This is a genomic window from Agromyces aerolatus (genome assembly GCF_031432255.1).
Classification (GTDB): Bacteria; Actinomycetota; Actinomycetes; order Actinomycetales; family Microbacteriaceae; genus Agromyces.
This window is the reverse complement of record NZ_JAVKGQ010000011.1, coordinates 93,930-109,513: the sequence shown is the minus strand read 5'-3', so window position 1 is coordinate 109,513 and position 15,584 is coordinate 93,930. Positions and strand designations below refer to the sequence as shown.

The 15,584-nt window shown below is 68.1% G+C and carries 17 protein-coding genes; 6 read left to right on the top strand and 11 right to left on the bottom strand.

Annotated features, from left to right (window positions below):
• Positions 1-46: 46 nt before the first annotated feature.
• The 4 genes from RH864_RS14005 to RH864_RS13990 form a co-directional block, all read right to left on the bottom strand.
• The gene (locus tag RH864_RS14005; RefSeq protein WP_396129982.1) at positions 47-379 is read right to left on the bottom strand and encodes a VOC family protein; all 333 of its coding nucleotides are present in this window, start codon (positions 377-379) and stop codon (positions 47-49) included.
• Positions 304-2,091, bottom strand: coding sequence for a GMC family oxidoreductase (locus RH864_RS14000; RefSeq protein WP_310518179.1), 1,788 nt, complete (start codon positions 2,089-2,091; stop codon positions 304-306). The genes RH864_RS14005 and RH864_RS14000 overlap by 76 nt, the downstream gene beginning before the upstream one ends.
• 120 nt (positions 2,092-2,211) lie before the next feature.
• Positions 2,212-3,372 (bottom strand): ROK family protein, encoded by a 1,161-nt coding sequence (locus tag RH864_RS13995; RefSeq protein WP_310518178.1) that lies wholly within the window; start codon positions 3,370-3,372, stop codon positions 2,212-2,214.
• Positions 3,373-3,484: 112 nt separating this feature from the next.
• Positions 3,485-4,480 carry a nitrilase-related carbon-nitrogen hydrolase gene (locus tag RH864_RS13990; protein ID WP_310518177.1) on the bottom strand — a complete coding sequence of 332 codons (996 nt, stop codon included), beginning with the start codon at positions 4,478-4,480 and terminating at the stop codon, positions 3,485-3,487.
• Positions 4,481-4,577: 97 nt separating this feature from the next.
• Between RH864_RS13990 and RH864_RS13985 the strand changes: the two genes are divergently transcribed.
• Positions 4,578-5,459: a LysR family transcriptional regulator gene (locus tag RH864_RS13985; RefSeq protein WP_310518176.1), complete on the top strand. Its 882-nt coding sequence runs from the start codon at positions 4,578-4,580 to the stop codon at positions 5,457-5,459.
• 76 nt (positions 5,460-5,535) lie between these two features.
• Here RH864_RS13985 and RH864_RS13980 read toward each other — a convergent pair whose 3' ends face one another.
• Positions 5,536-6,042 (bottom strand): helix-turn-helix domain-containing protein, encoded by a 507-nt coding sequence (locus tag RH864_RS13980; protein ID WP_396129981.1) that lies wholly within the window; start codon positions 6,040-6,042, stop codon positions 5,536-5,538.
• Between the two features lie 116 nt (positions 6,043-6,158).
• Here RH864_RS13980 and RH864_RS13975 point away from each other — a divergent pair, with 116 nt between their 5' ends.
• Genes RH864_RS13975 through RH864_RS13965 form a run of 3 tightly spaced genes read left to right on the top strand, consistent with a single transcriptional unit; the run spans position 6,159 to position 8,040 of the window.
• On the top strand, positions 6,159-6,518 hold the full coding sequence (locus RH864_RS13975; RefSeq protein WP_310518174.1) for a hypothetical protein: 360 nt from the start codon (positions 6,159-6,161) through the stop codon (positions 6,516-6,518).
• Between the two features lie 11 nt (positions 6,519-6,529).
• Positions 6,530-7,249 carry an ABC transporter ATP-binding protein gene (locus tag RH864_RS13970; protein ID WP_310518173.1) on the top strand — a complete coding sequence of 240 codons (720 nt, stop codon included), beginning with the start codon at positions 6,530-6,532 and terminating at the stop codon, positions 7,247-7,249.
• Positions 7,246-8,040: an ABC transporter permease gene (locus tag RH864_RS13965; RefSeq protein ID WP_310518172.1), complete on the top strand. Its 795-nt coding sequence runs from the start codon at positions 7,246-7,248 to the stop codon at positions 8,038-8,040. The genes RH864_RS13970 and RH864_RS13965 overlap by 4 nt, the downstream gene beginning before the upstream one ends.
• Positions 8,041-8,318: 278 nt before the next feature.
• Here RH864_RS13965 and RH864_RS13960 read toward each other — a convergent pair whose 3' ends face one another.
• Entirely contained in the window at positions 8,319-8,735 is a 417-nt protein-coding gene (locus tag RH864_RS13960; RefSeq protein WP_310518171.1) for a hypothetical protein, read from the bottom strand.
• Positions 8,736-8,828: 93 nt separating this feature from the next.
• Here RH864_RS13960 and RH864_RS13955 point away from each other — a divergent pair, with 93 nt between their 5' ends.
• Positions 8,829-9,461 carry a MerR family transcriptional regulator gene (locus tag RH864_RS13955; protein WP_310518170.1) on the top strand — a complete coding sequence of 211 codons (633 nt, stop codon included), beginning with the start codon at positions 8,829-8,831 and terminating at the stop codon, positions 9,459-9,461.
• Positions 9,462-9,476: 15 nt separating this feature from the next.
• Here RH864_RS13955 and RH864_RS13950 read toward each other — a convergent pair whose 3' ends face one another.
• Positions 9,477-9,968 carry a hypothetical protein gene (locus tag RH864_RS13950; protein WP_310518169.1) on the bottom strand — a complete coding sequence of 164 codons (492 nt, stop codon included), beginning with the start codon at positions 9,966-9,968 and terminating at the stop codon, positions 9,477-9,479.
• Positions 9,969-9,977: 9 nt separating this feature from the next.
• Positions 9,978-10,913: a DMT family transporter gene (locus RH864_RS13945; RefSeq protein WP_310518168.1), complete on the bottom strand. Its 936-nt coding sequence runs from the start codon at positions 10,911-10,913 to the stop codon at positions 9,978-9,980.
• Here RH864_RS13945 and RH864_RS13940 point away from each other — a divergent pair.
• The gene (locus RH864_RS13940; RefSeq protein WP_310518167.1) at positions 10,912-12,321 is read left to right on the top strand and encodes an aminotransferase-like domain-containing protein; all 1,410 of its coding nucleotides are present in this window, start codon (positions 10,912-10,914) and stop codon (positions 12,319-12,321) included. The two genes, RH864_RS13945 and RH864_RS13940, sit on opposite strands and share 2 nt — an antisense overlap.
• 162 nt (positions 12,322-12,483) lie before the next feature.
• Here RH864_RS13940 and RH864_RS13935 read toward each other — a convergent pair whose 3' ends face one another.
• From RH864_RS13935 to RH864_RS13925, 3 genes are all read right to left on the bottom strand, one after another.
• Complete coding sequence (locus RH864_RS13935) at positions 12,484-13,239, bottom strand: sulfite exporter TauE/SafE family protein (RefSeq protein ID WP_310518166.1); 756 nt, start codon at positions 13,237-13,239, stop codon at positions 12,484-12,486.
• Entirely contained in the window at positions 13,236-14,744 is a 1,509-nt protein-coding gene (locus RH864_RS13930; RefSeq protein WP_310518165.1) for an amidohydrolase family protein, read from the bottom strand. The genes RH864_RS13935 and RH864_RS13930 overlap by 4 nt, the downstream gene beginning before the upstream one ends.
• 77 nt (positions 14,745-14,821) lie before the next feature.
• The gene (locus tag RH864_RS13925) at positions 14,822-15,571 is read right to left on the bottom strand and encodes an ABC transporter permease (RefSeq protein ID WP_310518164.1); all 750 of its coding nucleotides are present in this window, start codon (positions 15,569-15,571) and stop codon (positions 14,822-14,824) included.
• Positions 15,572-15,584: the final 13 nt, after the last annotated feature.

Below are 15,584 nucleotides of genomic sequence, written 5' to 3'. Positions count from 1 at the left end.
CGGCTTGGCGGTCGAGCAGCAGGGTGGAACGCACTCAGCCCGTTCCTCACTGATGTTCGTGCTCGGCGCCCGCTTGCGCGGTGAGTTTCCATACGAAGCCATCGAGATCGGAGAAGTGAGCCGTGTATCCCTGTTCCGACTCGTGCGGCGCCGCCGTGACTCGTCCCCCAGCCCGCGTGGCGGCGTGGACGATCGTGTCCACCTCGTTCGGTGTGCTCGCGCGGTGCGTCAGCACCAAGGAGGAGGCTGATCGGTCACCCTCCGTGCCGGCTCCGGCGTCTTTCGCCAGTACATCCCGCTCCATCAGGCAGAGGCGCGCGCATCCGGGAGCCGGCGCGAAGTCGATGTACTTCTTGCCGTAGTCCCGGTCGGTCGACATTCCGAGCGCGGTGTAGAACGAGCGTGAGGCCATAGGGTCGCCGACTCCGAGGATGAGGGTCGACTCGGTCGGCCGGAGCGAGGCGGCTGACGGTGATTTGACGTCCTTGTTCGACGCGGCGGCGACTTTCCAGACGGAGCCGTCCGGGGCGGTGAACGACCCGGAGAACGAGCCGAACAACGCCTTCTTCGCCGGCTTGAGCAGTTCGGCGTCGGCAGGATGGATGCGTCGATGACGCGGAGGTTCGATACGCCGTGAACGTTGCCGCGCTGATCGACGACGCCCCCGTGCTCCGGGTCCGCCATCTTCGCCGTGCCGGTGAAGTGGTAGCCCGAGGCCACCGTGTCGGAGATGAAGCGCTCGAGCGCTTCGTCGTCGGCGATGACGCCCTCGTCGACGCCGATCGGCGTGCCGAGCATCTCAGCCAGTGGGGATGCGGTGACGACCCTCCACCCGTCGCGCACGATCTGCTTCATCACCGCCATGTCGACCTCTGCCGAGAGATAGCGCGGCTCGACGCTCGGCATTTCTCCCGCCGCCGACGACCGGATGGCCACCCGGCCGACCGACCTTGGTTTGTTGATCACGCAGCCGACTCCGGCGACGTTCGCGATTCCCTTGGACGCCGATCCCGCCATTCCCCGTCCGCCCTCGTCGTTCGTGCGGGCGTCGAGGTAGCTGAACATGGTGAGCTGAGCGTCGAGCGTGCCCGGCTGCACATCGGTCGAGTAGCGCCAGGCCGTCTGCAAGCTGAAGTCGGAGGGACGCCACGCGTCGTTCAGGGGTGGTGCGAGCAGCGGCACGCAACAGTGGTCCGCGAGGTTCTCTCCAACGGGGAGGTCGGCAACGACCTCGATGCCGTGGGCCTGGAGGAGGTCGTGCGGTCCGACGCCAGAGCGCTGCAGGATGGCCGGTGTCATGATCGCACCGGCACTGAGGATCACCTCGTCAGCTTCGAGCACACTGCCGTCCAGCAGCTCGACACCACATGCGCGACTGCCATCGAACAGCACTCGGGCGACCTCGGTCTGAGCCCGGACCTCGAGGTTCGGGCGATCCCGCACGGGGTTCAGATGCGAAAGCGCGGTCGAGACACGCATCGCTCCAGTCCTCGCCTGCGGGACGCGCCCGACACCTTCCACGTCCGGAGCATTGAAGTCAGCGACAGGCTCAGCGCCGACCGATCGGGCCGCCTCGATGAACGCCCGCTGCAGAGGTGCGAGCTCATCGTCGGTGGCACGCGTGATCGGGAACGGCCCGTCGGAGCCGTGGTTCGCCGCGTCCTTCGTCGTGTCGGTCTCGAGGCGACGGAACGTGTCCGACACCGCTTCGAAGTTCCAGTCGGGGTTGCCGGCCTCAACCCACTCGCGATAGTCGGCCGACGCTCCACGCAGCGCGATCGCTCCATTGATCGCCGAGCCTCCGCCGATCAGCTTGGCCTGCGGCACGACGATCGTCGTGCCAGCCATGTCGATCGTGAGACCCCAGTCGTGCTTCGGGTCCACCTCCGGCGAATGGCCCCGCATGGGCACGTACTTGGCATCGAGCACCCCCGCAGGCGTCGCGGCGAGGGTGGGATAGTCGACCCCGGCCTCGAGCACGATGACCTCGGCTCGGGGGTCCTCGCTCAGTCGTGCTGCAACGATGCAGCCGGCGGTTCCACCGCCCACGACGATGGTTCGTCCCCTAGTCGCCTGGAGATTCTCGCTCATTCGTCCTCCGAACACGGTTTTGTTCTTGGAAGAATAAAATGGCGATCGCGCTGACGTCAAGCTGAGAAATAAGGTACGTACTCGGGCACGCCGGGACGAACATCCGAGCAAGCGCGAATATCAGGCCCCAACGCCGAGGACCACGGCCTCGGGATCGCGAAGGAGGGGCTCGAACGCGAGTTCAGCCGCGCCGACCAGCACGTCGTCGTCGAGGATCGACGGCGCCAGCTCGATTGGGTCCAGTTGGGCGACGACCGATGTGCCGAGGGCTCGCGAAAGTGGGCCCTCGAACCGCGACACCACGCCGGCGAGCAACCCCGACAAAATGATGCGGTCGGGCGCAAGCGTATTCGCGAGGCTGATCAAGCCGGTCTGGAGATGCTTCACCACATCGGCGAAAACCGTGTCGTCGCACTCGCTCTCGAGCGCGTGCCGAAGCTCCGCCGCGGTTGCATGCGGCTCTCTGCCCAGCGCCCTGGCGATCGCACGACCATCGATGAACAATTCCAGGCACCCGTGGGCACCGCAGCTGCACGCTGGCCCATCCGGCTCGACCAGGAGGTGGCCCGCCTGGAGCGAATGGTCGGAGCGACCCGCCTGCTCATCGGCGACGATGAGGGCGGAACCCACGCCGACGCGCTGTCCGCTCAGGAATAACAGCCGCTGAGCACCCCTTCCTGCCCCCCAGCGGAATTCGGCGAGTGCTGCCAATGTGGCGTCGTGCGCGATCTGCAGGGGAAGGCCAGCTGGAAGCCACCGCTCGAGGGCGTGGATCATCTCCACGTCGCGCCAGCCGATCGGGAGCAGCGCTTGCGCGTAGCCGGTCTGTTGATTGAAGATGCCAGGCACGGACAGGCCGACCCCGACCACCGGAAGCGGGGAGTCGTCGATGGCCTCACGCAAGAATCCGCCGAGGATCTCGAGCGTGCGAGCAGGCGTCTCCGCTGCCACGTCGAACCGCCGTTCGGCGCGGAACCGGGTCGCATGCCCGAGGTCGATGATGGCGAGGGCGATACCGTCACGCCCGAGCACCCCAGCGACCACACCAGCCCCCGAACTTCGCGGCGCGAGAAAGGACGAGGGCCGACCCCGCGTTCCCGGTGGGACCGGGGGCGAGGCGTCGAGGAGCCCAAGACGCCCGAGGTCCTCAACGGCTCGACCAGCTGCACTCCGCGCCACGCCCGCGATCGCGGTGGCGTCGGAACGCGTCATCGCTCCCTGCATGAACAGGGCCGCGAGCAGTCGCCCCGTTGCGGTCGAGCCGAGGATTGGCGTCGTCACACGAAGGCCCCCTTTTTTGTTTTCGAGTGTACAAATCTTAGGGCATATGAAGAATGTGACGTGGTCGCCCGCTCGCCGTACCCGCAGAGCTGTGCGAGGCGTGGGGAAGAGGTCAACTCCCGATTCGGAAATCGTCGGGGACCGGAACATCCGAGTGCCGCGCGGTGCGCGCGTCGCGTTCGAGTCCGGATCGTTCCGTGAGCACCCCGTATAGCTCGGGTCGACGGCCGAGAAGCCAGCGGCGCCCAGTCGAGAGCGGGAGGAGGTCCAGGTCGAGATCAGCAGTGACGACCGCTTCGTCGGCCACGGGCGTTTCTGCGACGATCCGGCCGTAAGGGTCGAGGACCATGGCGTTGCCGGTGCGGATCTCGTCGTCGTCAGGGCCGATGCCATTGCTGAAGAGCAGGAAAATTCCGTTGTCGTGCGCGCGAGCGGGCAACCAGCGCATGAGCCAGCCGCGCCCGTCGGGGCCGTTGACCGCGTCGAGCAGCGCCGCGGGGTCGTGAACGCGGTTGTGCCACAGTTCGGAGGGAATGACCTTCATGCCGTGGGGGCTGCGGGAGCTGGTCCCTCCAGTCTGGTGCGGTGCGATCAAGACTTTTGCACCGAGCAGGGTGACCGCTCGAACGTTTTCGATCAGATTGTTGTCCCAGCAGATCAGGATCGCCATCCGCACTCCCCATGGAGTGTCGAAGACCGTGTAGGCACCCCCGCTCGAGACGGCTTCGTGTTCGAACGCGTGCAACTTACGGTGAACGTGCACGGCTCCATCGGGGAAGCAGACCGCGTAGGAATTGAAGAGTTGTTCGCCGTCCGCCTCGAGGAACCCGGCGCCGATCGCGATGTCGAGGTCGGCGGCCATCTGTTTCAGCGACGTGACCAGGAATCCGTCCGCGGGTTCAGCAAGTCTGCGCAGATGTTCCGTGGTGGCCTTGGTGAGGTGCCAGTACGCCACAAGACACATCTCGGGAAACACCACGAGCTTCGACCCCTCCGCGGCGGCGGCGCTAGCCAACCGGCGCAGGATCGCAAGGTTCCCCCGCTTGTCCGACGGAATGGCTTGGCACTGCACCACGGATGCCCGGAGCTCACGAACGGCAGCACTCATCGTATGGTTCCCTTCGATTGATTGGATAGATCAAAGCCAACGACTTCCTCCGCATAACTTCCAATGAAAACTCGATCGACTGTTATAACGTCGCGGCATGGAACTTCGGCTCTTGCAAGCGTTCGTGCACGTCGCGCGTGAGTCGTCGTTCAGCAACGCTGCAGCGTTTCTGTCGATTACACAGCCGGCCCTGACCAAGCAGATACAGGCGCTGGAGTCGGTGGTCGGACTCACGTTGTTCCGCCGGGGTCGTCACGGCGCGGAGCTCACTGCCGCCGGCACCGCGCTGCTCGATGAGGCTCGGACGATCGTGGACCTCGTGGTGCGTCTCGAAGAGCGAGCCCGGCGCGTGGCACGCGGTGAGGAGGGGCATCTCACCGTTGGGTTCGGATTGTCCAGTATTACCATCGCCCCTCGCATCGTGGCGGCGTTCCGCAAGCGGTCACCGGGGGTCTCCGTACGTTTGGAGGATCTGCCTTCATCCGCGCAACTCGAGGGGGTGGAGCGCGGCCGGCTGGACATCGCGTTCACGCGCTTGCCCGTCTCCTCGGACCTGCGGACTGTGCCGGTCCTGTCGGATCGCCTCGCCTTCGTGTTCCCTGCCGAGTGGGAGCCACCGCCGCGAGAATCTCAGGCGCTTCGGCGCTGGCTCGCTGACCAGCCACTCATCCGGTTGAGCACAGGACGAGGTCCTGGACTCGCGGGGCAGGTATCAAGGTTCCTCGCCGACGTCGGTGCCCAGCCGGCGAGCGTCCAGGACACGGACGATTTGCAGACGGTGCTCGCCCTGGTCGCCGCCGCGGCCGGAGTTGGGATCGTTCCAGAAAGCGCACGACACATCGCGCCCCGGCGTGTCAAGATGACGCCCTTGACCGGACGTCGCGCGACGTGGACGGTCGGAGCTGTGTGGCGGAGTGACAACGAGACACCCGCGGTGCGCGGATTCCTGGACGAGCTCGCGAATGTCGCCGCGGTATGAGGTGCGAGGGGATCAGAACACGGCGTCAGCCGCGGGGTGCTCACAACGATCGCGCTGGCGGTAGTGACGCTTTCGCTCACCTCGGCCGCTCGCTGCGCAACGACGGGTGCGGAATGAGGATCGTGGCGAGGTCGACTCGGCGCGCACCGGTCCGGTCTACTCGGTATGGGGCCAAGAGCTCGATCAGGCCGGCTTGAATGGCGGCGAGATCTTCGGGTGAGACGAAGAGCGGAGATTGGCCGAAGCCGAGGAAATCGCGGGCGGAGTCATCGGCCTCCGTCAGGAATCGGTCGAAACCCGCGCCCACTTCGCCGAGGAAGGTCAGGAACGCGGTCCTGAGCTGGGCGTCGTCCATCGTTCGAAGCTCGGCCTGATCGACGTGCGCCATGCGCTCTCCCAGCGCGAGCGTGCGCTCAACCGCGCCGCGGATCCGACGCTCGTCGACGACCGTGAGGATTTCGGCCTCGACCAGGGTTGCGACATGCCGGTACAACGTCGCCTGCGTCACATCCGGGAGCGCGTCCCGCAGTTGCGCGGTCGTCAGCTCGCGCCCGCCGAACTGCTGGATGATCCGCAGCCGCACCGGGTGCAGGACGACGTCGGCGATCGAAGCAGATCCGGCCACAGCGCACTCCCATTGTTCTCATTGTGATAATGTTCTCAGCGTTGTTCTGATTCTAACTTCGAGGGGGCCGAACAATGACGCACCTGACGTATGGCATCGGCGGACTCCATGTGCAGTTCCCGGGCTGGGAGACGCAGATGGTCGGTCGCGAGACGTTCACCGCATCCGAAGACTCGATCCGCGGCGCGAACGCCGAAGCGGGGTGGAGCTCGGAGATCCTCGGGTACCGGTCCGGGCTCGTGGTCTCGGGGTTCCGGAAGGTCGGCGTGTTCACGCATCCAGCCGGGCTGCGAAGGCTCGTCTCGATGAAGCGCGGTCTTCCGCTCCTGCGTGTGGCGGTCGATCGTCACGCCACCGGTTTCGACGAGCTCATGATCAGCACGCCGGACGCCCACGCGATCGCCGGGGCGATTCACGCGGCGGTGACGCGGTGAACCGGGGCGCGATGAGTGGCGTGACGATCGACGTCTCGGGTATGAGCAAGCGGTTCGGGGACGTCCTCGCCGTCGACGGGGTCACCTTCCGGGCGGAGCCGGGGCGCGTGACCGGATTTCTCGGGCCGAACGGCGCAGGCAAGTCCACGACCCTGCGGATGCTCCTGGGCCTCGTCCGCGCGGACGAGGGAACCGCGCACTTCGGCGGCTCGGCCTACCTGGACCTCCTCGATCCGAGTGGAACGGTGGGCGCGGTGCTCGATCTTGCCGCGGCGCATCCCGCCACGACCGCGCGTGGGCATCTGCACACGTACTGCGCGCTCGGCGGTCATCCCGCAGGCCGTGTCGAGGACGTGATCGCACAGGTACAACTCGACGGATTCGCCGACCGCAGGGTGGGCGGGTTCTCGACGGGCATGCGGCAGCGCCTCTCGCTCGCGACCGCGCTGCTCGGGGACCCGGCGGTGCTCGTCCTCGACGAACCCTCCAACGGGCTGGACCCCGCGGGCATCGCCTGGCTGCGCGCCTTCCTCCGCGACGTCGCCGCGGCCGGCCGGACGATCCTGCTCTCGAGCCACGTCCTCAGCGAACTCCAGCACGGCATCGACGACCTCGTGCTCATCGACCAGGGGCGGATCTCGTGGACCGGCCCGATCACCGAGTTCACCACAGACGGACTCACGCTCGAAGAAGCCTTCCTGGAGCGGACCCGAGAGGGAGCCACCCGATGAAGCCCCTGCGTGGCGAAGTGATCAGGCTCTGCTCCACCCGGCTCCCGCTCTGGGCGCTGCTGGCCGCCGTCGGCGCCGGCGCCGGCCTCACCGGTCTCCTCGCGCTGATCGGTCCCGAGCACTCGACACCGCCGATGCCCGGCATCCAGGAACCCGAGGGCGTCGGCCTGGTGATCGGTCTGAGCGGTCTGCTGCTGTTCATCCCGGCGCTCATCGGCACGATCGCGATCACCAGTGAGTACCGGCACCGCACGATCGGCACCACGTTTCTCGTGGTTCCTCGTCGCGGGCGGGTGCTCACCGCGAAGCTGGTCGTCTACTCCGTGTTCGGCGTGATCTACGGCATCGTCTCGTCCGTGGCATCCGGTCTCGCGCTCGTGGGCGCAGCCGCGCTCCGCGGCGTCCCGCTCGGCATCGGGTTCAGCGACCTCGCGACGATGCTCGCGCAACTCGCGCTCGCTGCCGCCGTGTACATGGTGCTCGGGGTCGCGATCGGCGCCCTGGCCCGCAACCAGCTGCTCGCCATCGGCATCGTGGCCGGGTACTTCTACTTCCTCGAGCACGTGCTCATGATCATCCCGGGCCTGAACGTCATCTACCCCTACCTGCCGGGCGGCGCCACCGCATCGCTCACCGACTTCACCTTCCTGACGGACACGATCGCCGAGCAGACGCCGCTCACGGCCGCCGCGATCCTCCCGCCATTGCTCGGCGCGGTCGTACTCGCAGGCTACGCGCTCATCGCCTCGACCGTCGCTGTGCTGGCCCCGCTCCGACGCGATCTCGGCTGAGCACCGGAAGCCGGTGCCCAGGCGCGCGGACGCTCGCTCCTGGTGGGAAGGATGCGAGGAGGTTCCGGATCGTGTGCGCAAGTCGTTCGGCGTTCTCCGGGTCGAGGGTCTTGAAGGTGAGCGGCAGTGTCTTGCCGCGATCGACCGCTGCGAGTGGCTCCGACGAAGGGTGGTCGATGAAGTCGTGGGTCGGGGCGATGGAGCGTTCGATCGGTTCCGCCACCGGTCGGCCGCGATCCCGAACATCACCACTGCCCAGCACGAGCGGAGGCGGCGCGTCAGAGGTCGGCCACGCCGCCGGCGATCAGCCCGATGCCCGCCGTGACGAGCGCCGCGGCGAGCAGGCCCGCCCCGATCCAGACGAGCACGATGAGCGCGTTCGGTCGCTTCGGGTCCCGGCCAAGCACCGAGAGGAAGAATCCGGCAGGCATCAGGATGGCCGCGATCGGCACGCCGACGCGGGCGAGCCACAGCCAGAAGCCGTCGAGGGCGGCCGCGTGAATCACGCCGAGTACGGCGATGGAGAGGATGAGCAGTACGCCCGCGTGTGCATGCCCGGCCCGGAAGAAGCCGGTCTGGAGCGCGTTCGCGGGCGCCAGGCCGCGAACCACGCGCGTGAGGAACCACCCGCCGCTCTCGACCGTGACCAGAGCGAGCAGCAAGGCTCCGATGAGGATGACATCGGGTGGGGACATGGGTGCATCCAATCCGGGCGCTGCGCCCTGAGCATGATGAGATAGTGTGACTCCAACATTAGGGAGTGGCACTATCTAATACAAGGAGCCTGCATGCGTATATCGGTGCTTGCCGCAGCAGCCGGCCTTCCCGTCGCCACGGTGAAGTATTACCTGCGTGAGCGGCTGCTTCCCGCCGGCGTCGCGACGTCGACGACCCAGGCGACCTACGATGACGGCCATGTGCAGCGGCTCCGCTTGATCCGCGCGCTCATCGGCACGGTCGGGCTCTCGGTGGAACAGACGAAACGGATCCTGCAGCTCGTGGATCAACCCGGCGACGACCTGTATCGCACACTTGGGCGCGCCCTGGACACCCTGCCGCCCGGCGGCGCGGCACCGCGCGACGACGCCGATCCATACCCCCGCGCCCGTGCCGCGCTCTCGAAGCTCGGCCGTGCCGTCGACCCTGCGTTCGGCGCAACCGCGCAGCTCGAGGCGGCACTCGTCGCAGCTGAGGCGGGCGGGGTCCCAGTCGACGACGATCGGCTGCGCCTCTACGGCGAGACGACGGCACGGCTGGCAGCCTTCGACCTCGACCGCCTCCCGGCCGACGACGCCGCCGCGATCGAGTACGCCGTGCTCGGCACCGCACTGCACGAGCCCGTGTTACTCGCGCTCCGGCGCCTCGCCCATCAGCAGGTCGCGCTCGAGCGCCTGCCGGCTCGAACCTCCGACCCGACCTGATCGCACAGCGCTACGTCAGCCACCGCTGCACGCGCCGAGCCAGCCACGCCGGCTCCTGCAGCGGGATTCCGTGGCCGCACCCCGCGATGACCTCGGGCTCGACCACGGAGCGCGCCTGAGCCAGCAGCTCGGCAGAAGCAGGGTGAGCCGCTCGACGAGCTCAGCTGGCTCGAGGTCGATCTCACCGGTCAGCCACGCGTCGATCAGCCCGTAGGCTGCGCCCGCGATGTACCGCGCGGTCGCGTCGACACGGCCCCGCACCTCGGCTTCCGGATGCCTCGACAGGGCGGGTTCGATCAGCGCAGCCATCGCGCGGACGCTTGCGAGGTAGCCGTCCTTCGAGACCGGCAGCGCCGCGACAGCTCGGGAGAACCCGAGGTTGTCGACGAAGTGGTCGACGAGATGCTGCTGCGAGACACGCATCGCGTCGGCGGGTTCACGGTGGCTGTGCGCATACTCGTCGGCGATGGCGGCGATGGCGGCGATCGCGGCGAAGGCGTCCCGCATGAGATGGGCTTACGCATACATTGGCCGCCTCACACGCGAGCGGACCGCGATGAGCGCACACGCGACGACGGCCGTGCCGCCGATGAGGGTCGGAACGGTGATGTGCTCATGGAGGAGTATCGCGGCCCACCCGATGCTCAGGATCGGTTGCAGCAGTTGGATCTGGCTGACCTGCGCGAGCGGCCCGATCGCGAGGCCGCGATACCAGGCGACGAAGCCGAGGAACATGCTCACGACGCACAGGTAGGCGAAGCTCGCCCATTCGATCGGCGTGCCCGTCGGTGGTTGCGAACCCACCGCGTACACGGAGAGGACCGTCATGATCGGAGCTGCCGCCACGAGCGCCCACGAGATCGTCTGCCAGGCTCCGAGGCTCCGGGCGAGGACGCCACCTTCTGCATAGGCGACGGCGCAGACGATCACGGCCGCGAACAGCAGCCCGTCGGCCGGCTGCAGACGCCCGAGGCCGCCCGCATGCACGGCCGCGAAGGCGACGGCGGCGATCGCCCCGGCTGCGGCCGCGCACCAGAACATCGCAGATGGTCGATCTCGCGTGCGCAGCACGGAGACGACGGCGGTCGCCGCGGGAAGGAGGGCGATCACGAACGCGCCATGGCTCGCATGCGTCTGCGTCAACGCGAACGACGTCAGGAGCGGGAACCCGAGGACAGCGCCCGCCGCAACGACGCCGACGCTGATCCATTGGCGTCCTTTCGGCCGGCGCGAACGGGTGACGAGCAACGCGAGCGCGGCGATCGCGGCCGCGACGACGGCGCGAGCGCTGCCGACGAAGAGCGCCGACATGTGCCCTGATTCGACCGCGACGCGGGTGAGCGGAACGGTCAGCGAGAACGCCAGGACGCCGAGGAGACCCCAGGCGAGTCCGGTTCGCGCGCGGGATAGCGGAGAGGCGGCGCCCACAGTAGCGCTACTATGTCCTGTCATGGACCAGAGTAGCAGTGCGCGAATCGAGCGCGTACTCGAAGCCTGGGTGGCGTCGGCATCGCCGGGGGCACGGCTGCCGTCGACGCGAGAGCTGATTGCCCGGCATGCGGCGAGCCCGGTCACGGTGCAGTCGGCGCTGCGGTCGCTCGCCGCGCGCGGGCTCATCGAGACCCGGCCAGGCGTCGGCGCGTTCGTCAGCGCAGGCCGAGCCGTCGGACCGCGAGACCATTCATGGCAGACGGGCGTTCTGGGCCCGTCCAGCACTGCCGCCACGGAGACGTCGGCAGCGCTGCGCACCGTTCGCACCGATGCGATCTCGCTCCATTCGGGATACCCCGATCGCGAGCTGCTCCCTGAGCGTCTCGTGCGCGCCGCGCTCACGCGCGCCGCTCGGAGCGCGGCCGCTCTGGAGCGTCCTGAACCCGCGGGAACGACGGGTCTGCGCGCATGGTTCGCCTCGGAGCTCGCATCGCAGACACCCGCGCACCTCACCGCCCCGACCATGCAGGACGTGATCGTGCTCCCCGGCAGCCAGCTCGGACTCGGTTCGCTGTTCCGCAGCATCGTCGGGCCGGGTGGAACGCTGCTGATCGAGTCACCGACCTACTGGGGTGCGATCGTCGCGGCACGACAGGTCGGCGTGACACTGGTCCCGGTTCCCGCTGGACCGGAGGGTCCCGATCTCGTCGCCCTGGAACAGGCCTTCGTCGATACCGGCGCTCGTGCCTTCTATGCGCAGCCGAACTACGCGAACCCGACGGGCGCACAGTGGAGCCCGTCGACCAGCGCGCGCGTGCTGGAGGTCGTCCGAGATCGTCGCGCATTCCTCATCGAGGATGACTGGGCGCACGACTTCGGAATCACCACCGAGGCCACGCCGCTGGCGACTCGAGATGACAGCGGGCACGTCGTCTACGTACGTTCACTCACCAAGAGCATCTCGCCGAGCATCCGGGTCGCGGCCGTGATCGCGCGAGGCCCGCTCCGCACCCGCCTCCTTGCAGACCTGCAAGCGCAGTCGATGTATGTCAGCGGGCTGCTGCAGTCGGCTGCGCTCGACGTCGTCACCCAGCCGGGCTGGCAGACCCACCGGCGCGCGCTGCGCAAGCTGCTCCGCGCCCGACGCGATCTCCTCGTCGACGCGATCTCGACTCACGTTCGCAGCGCCACGATCTCCGCGATACCGCCTGGCGGGCTCAATCTCTGGGTGCGGCTGCCCGACGCGGTCGACCTCGACCGGCTCACCAAAGACACCGAGTCCAAGGGACTCGTACTCGCCGGTGGCGATGAGTGGTTCCCGGCCGAGCCCACCGGTCGCTACCTGCGCCTCAACTTCGCCGGCCCCGACCCGGCGGCCTACGGACACGCCGCCACGCTGCTCGGCGAATCACTCGCGATGCTCACGTGATCCCAGCCTGGAACGGCGCGCATGCGGTCACTCCCTCAGGTCGTCGGTTACGGATGTCTCGGGCACGACTCGATCCGAGTTCACCTCGCTGCCCGGGGCGTGACGAGGAGTCGCGAATCGCCTCAGTTGAAGGCTCGTCGAACTGGGTGCATCCGGCCGCCATCAGAGGTGTCCCAGAACGATCAAGACCCCGCGAAGCACAGCGACTCCTGCGCCGCACCAGGCGATGAGGTAGGCCGCGGCCCGCGCGACGCGGAGCGGGATGCGGGAGGACACGGCGTGGGCGAGCAGCGTGCCGGCGAGCAGCGACCCGGCGATCACCGCCCACCCCACCGCATCGAACGACGGCCACTGATCGGGCTGTGCGACGACCTTGCCGACGACGGCCATCGCCGCCACCGTCGCGAAGAAGGGCTGGATCGTCGCGGCCAAGGTCGGGAACGGCCACTGGGCGATCGTCGCGTAGATGACGATCGCCGGACCACCAGCCCCGGCGGTGGCGCTCATGGCGCCCGCGGCCCCGCCGGTCACCAGCCGCAGGATCGGGCGCTCGCCGTGCTCCGCCGCTCGCGGAAGGATCGCCGTGATGAGCAGGCCCGCCGCGAGCGTGACGCCGATGACGATCTCCAGCCAGCCGTGGGGCAGCACGGTGGTCAACCAGGTGCCGGCCAGCACGCCGGGAACCGCCGCGACGATGATCGGCAGGTAGCGCCGCCAATCGATCCGCCGCCAGACCGCGGGGATGATGAGCAGCGACGAGCCGATCGCGAGGAAGTTGACGAGCATCACGCCGCTCACCGGGCCGAGGAGCCCCACGGCGACCGGCGAGAGGATCATGGCGAACCCGAGACCGGCGGACCGCTGCAGCACCGCGCCGACGACGACCGTCAGGGCGATGCACGCGACGACGGCGGTCACATCCCGGTGAACAGCCGGTTCAGCCCGACGTCGGTCGCCCAGGTCCGGCGGTGCGCCTCCAGGAGGTAGGGACGCAGGTGCTCGGTGCGCGCGCGCACCACCTCGAAGTCCTCCGCGTACTTCGGCGCCAGCTCGCGGACGCGCTCGAGAAGCTCGCCGGGATCCATCGTCTGCAACGTGCGGTCACGGATGACCACCCGCCCGTCGACGACCACGTCGGTGACGGCACGGCCGGATTCGGTGTACACCAGCTGACGGACCGGGCTGTTCAACGGCACGAACGACGGGTCGTCCAGGTCGATCGCCACGACATCGCCCAGGAAGCCGACCTCGAGCCGTCCCAGCTGATCGTCGCGACCGAGCGCGTGCGCGCCGCCCCGGGTCGCGGCTCGCCAGGCCTGGTCGGCCTGATTCGGGCCGGGGTCCGGTCGGCTGACGGAGGCCATCGAGGTGAACAGCTTCATCGCCTGGAACATGTTCTGCGCGTCGCTGCACGACGAGTTGTCGCACCCCAGCCCGAAGCTGATGCCCGCTTCCTCGATCGCGTGGATCGGCGGGATCCCGCTCTTCAGTTTGAAGTTCGACAGCGGGTTCATCACGACGTTCGTGCCCGTCGCGGCGAGCAGGTCGATCTCCTCCTGGAGCAGCCACACGCTGTGGGCGAGGTTCAGTCGCGGGCCGAGCATCCCTTCGGCGTGGAGCCGGCGGATGAGCGAGCCCCCGTACTGCGGATACTCGAGACGTGCCTGCAACGCCATCGCTCGCGACTCGTAGATGTGCGAGAAGATCTGCAGGTCGTACTGTTCGGCGAGCGCCACCGTACGCTCGATCAGCGCCGGGGTGCAGCGTTCGGGCGCTGAGGGGCCGAGCGCCCAGCTGACCAGCCGCCGGGGCGCGGCCTTGAGGTAGGCGTCCTCGAGGTGCGCGAGCTGGTCGATCTTGGCGTCCGGTTCGGCGGCCGTGGAGAGGCTGCCATGCAGTTCTTCGGGGAACACCTCTTCCCAGTACGGGATCGTGGTGATGCCCTTCCGGTCGGCGTACTGCAGCCCGACGGCGGCGCGCAGGCCGATCTCCTCGTACGCCTCGACGACCGCGTCGAGGTGTTCAGGGTCGAACGGGAACAGCGTCACCATGTCCTGCACCGTGGTCATCCCGGAGCAGAGGTTCTCGTACGCGCCGATCAGCGTCCTCGCCTTGATCTCCTCCCGCGTGCGCGGCGGGAACTGCGGCGGAAGCGCCAGCAGTCGCCAGTATTCGAGCGGCTCCTCCTCGAGCGTGCCCTTCGCGAGGGTGTCATGCGAGTGGTAGTGCGAGTTGATCATGCCTGGGACGAGCATCTTGCCGGTGGCGTCGAGCACCTCGCGATCGTCCGGGGTGCGTTCGAGCGCCGGCGCGAGGTCGACGATCACGCCGTCCCGAATGCGGAGGTCCAGCCGCTCGAGGGTGCTGTCGACGTCGACGCCGCGAAGCACCGAACCTCCGACGATGAGGAGGTCATGAGACACGGACACTGCGGTTCCTCTCTGCACTGATCGTGGGGACGGCACGGATGCCGGGACCGCCGGCGGCGAGACCGCCGGGGCTACTCATGCTTGGCACGCAGGAAATGCTCCATGATGCGCTGGAGGACGACCGTGACGAGGATCAGCAGGATCACGGTGGCGTATGAGTCCGGGATCTGCAGGCGGCTCGATGCCCCCTCGATCTCGTGACCGAGGCCCTGGTTCGAGCCGAGGAGCTCGGCCAGCACCACGTAGATCGTGACGATGGACGAGCCGATCCGCAGGCCCGCGAGGATCATCGGCCGGGCCGCACCGAACTTGATCGCGAGATCGATCTGCGTGCGGCTGGCCCCGAAGGCCCGCCCGACCTCGAGGTACTTCCGGTCGACGCTGCTGAGGCCTCGGATGGTGTTGTACGCGATCGGGAAGAAGGCCCCGACCGCCGCATAGTAGATCTTCGACTCGAGCCCGACGCCCACCCACAGCAGGAACATCGGGTAGAGCAGCGCCAGCGGGAACATGTAGCCCCACGCCAGCAGGGGCTCCGCAGCGAGCGCCGTGATCCGCGTCCGCGAGAGCAGAAAGCCGGCGATGAGCCCGGTCGCCGCCGCGAGTGCGAATCCGGCGAGCATCTCGAAGACGGTGATGCCCGCCTGCACCCAGATGTTCGGGGTGATGACGAGCGAGATGAACGCGTCGAACACCGCGGGGATGGAGGGCAGGATCAGCGGTGAGACGTTGCCGACCGTGGTCGCGAAGATCCACGCCCCGAAGAAGATGACCGCGAGCGCGAGCCGCAGCGCCCAGATGCTGATGCGACGTTGATGCACGCGCCATCCAGTG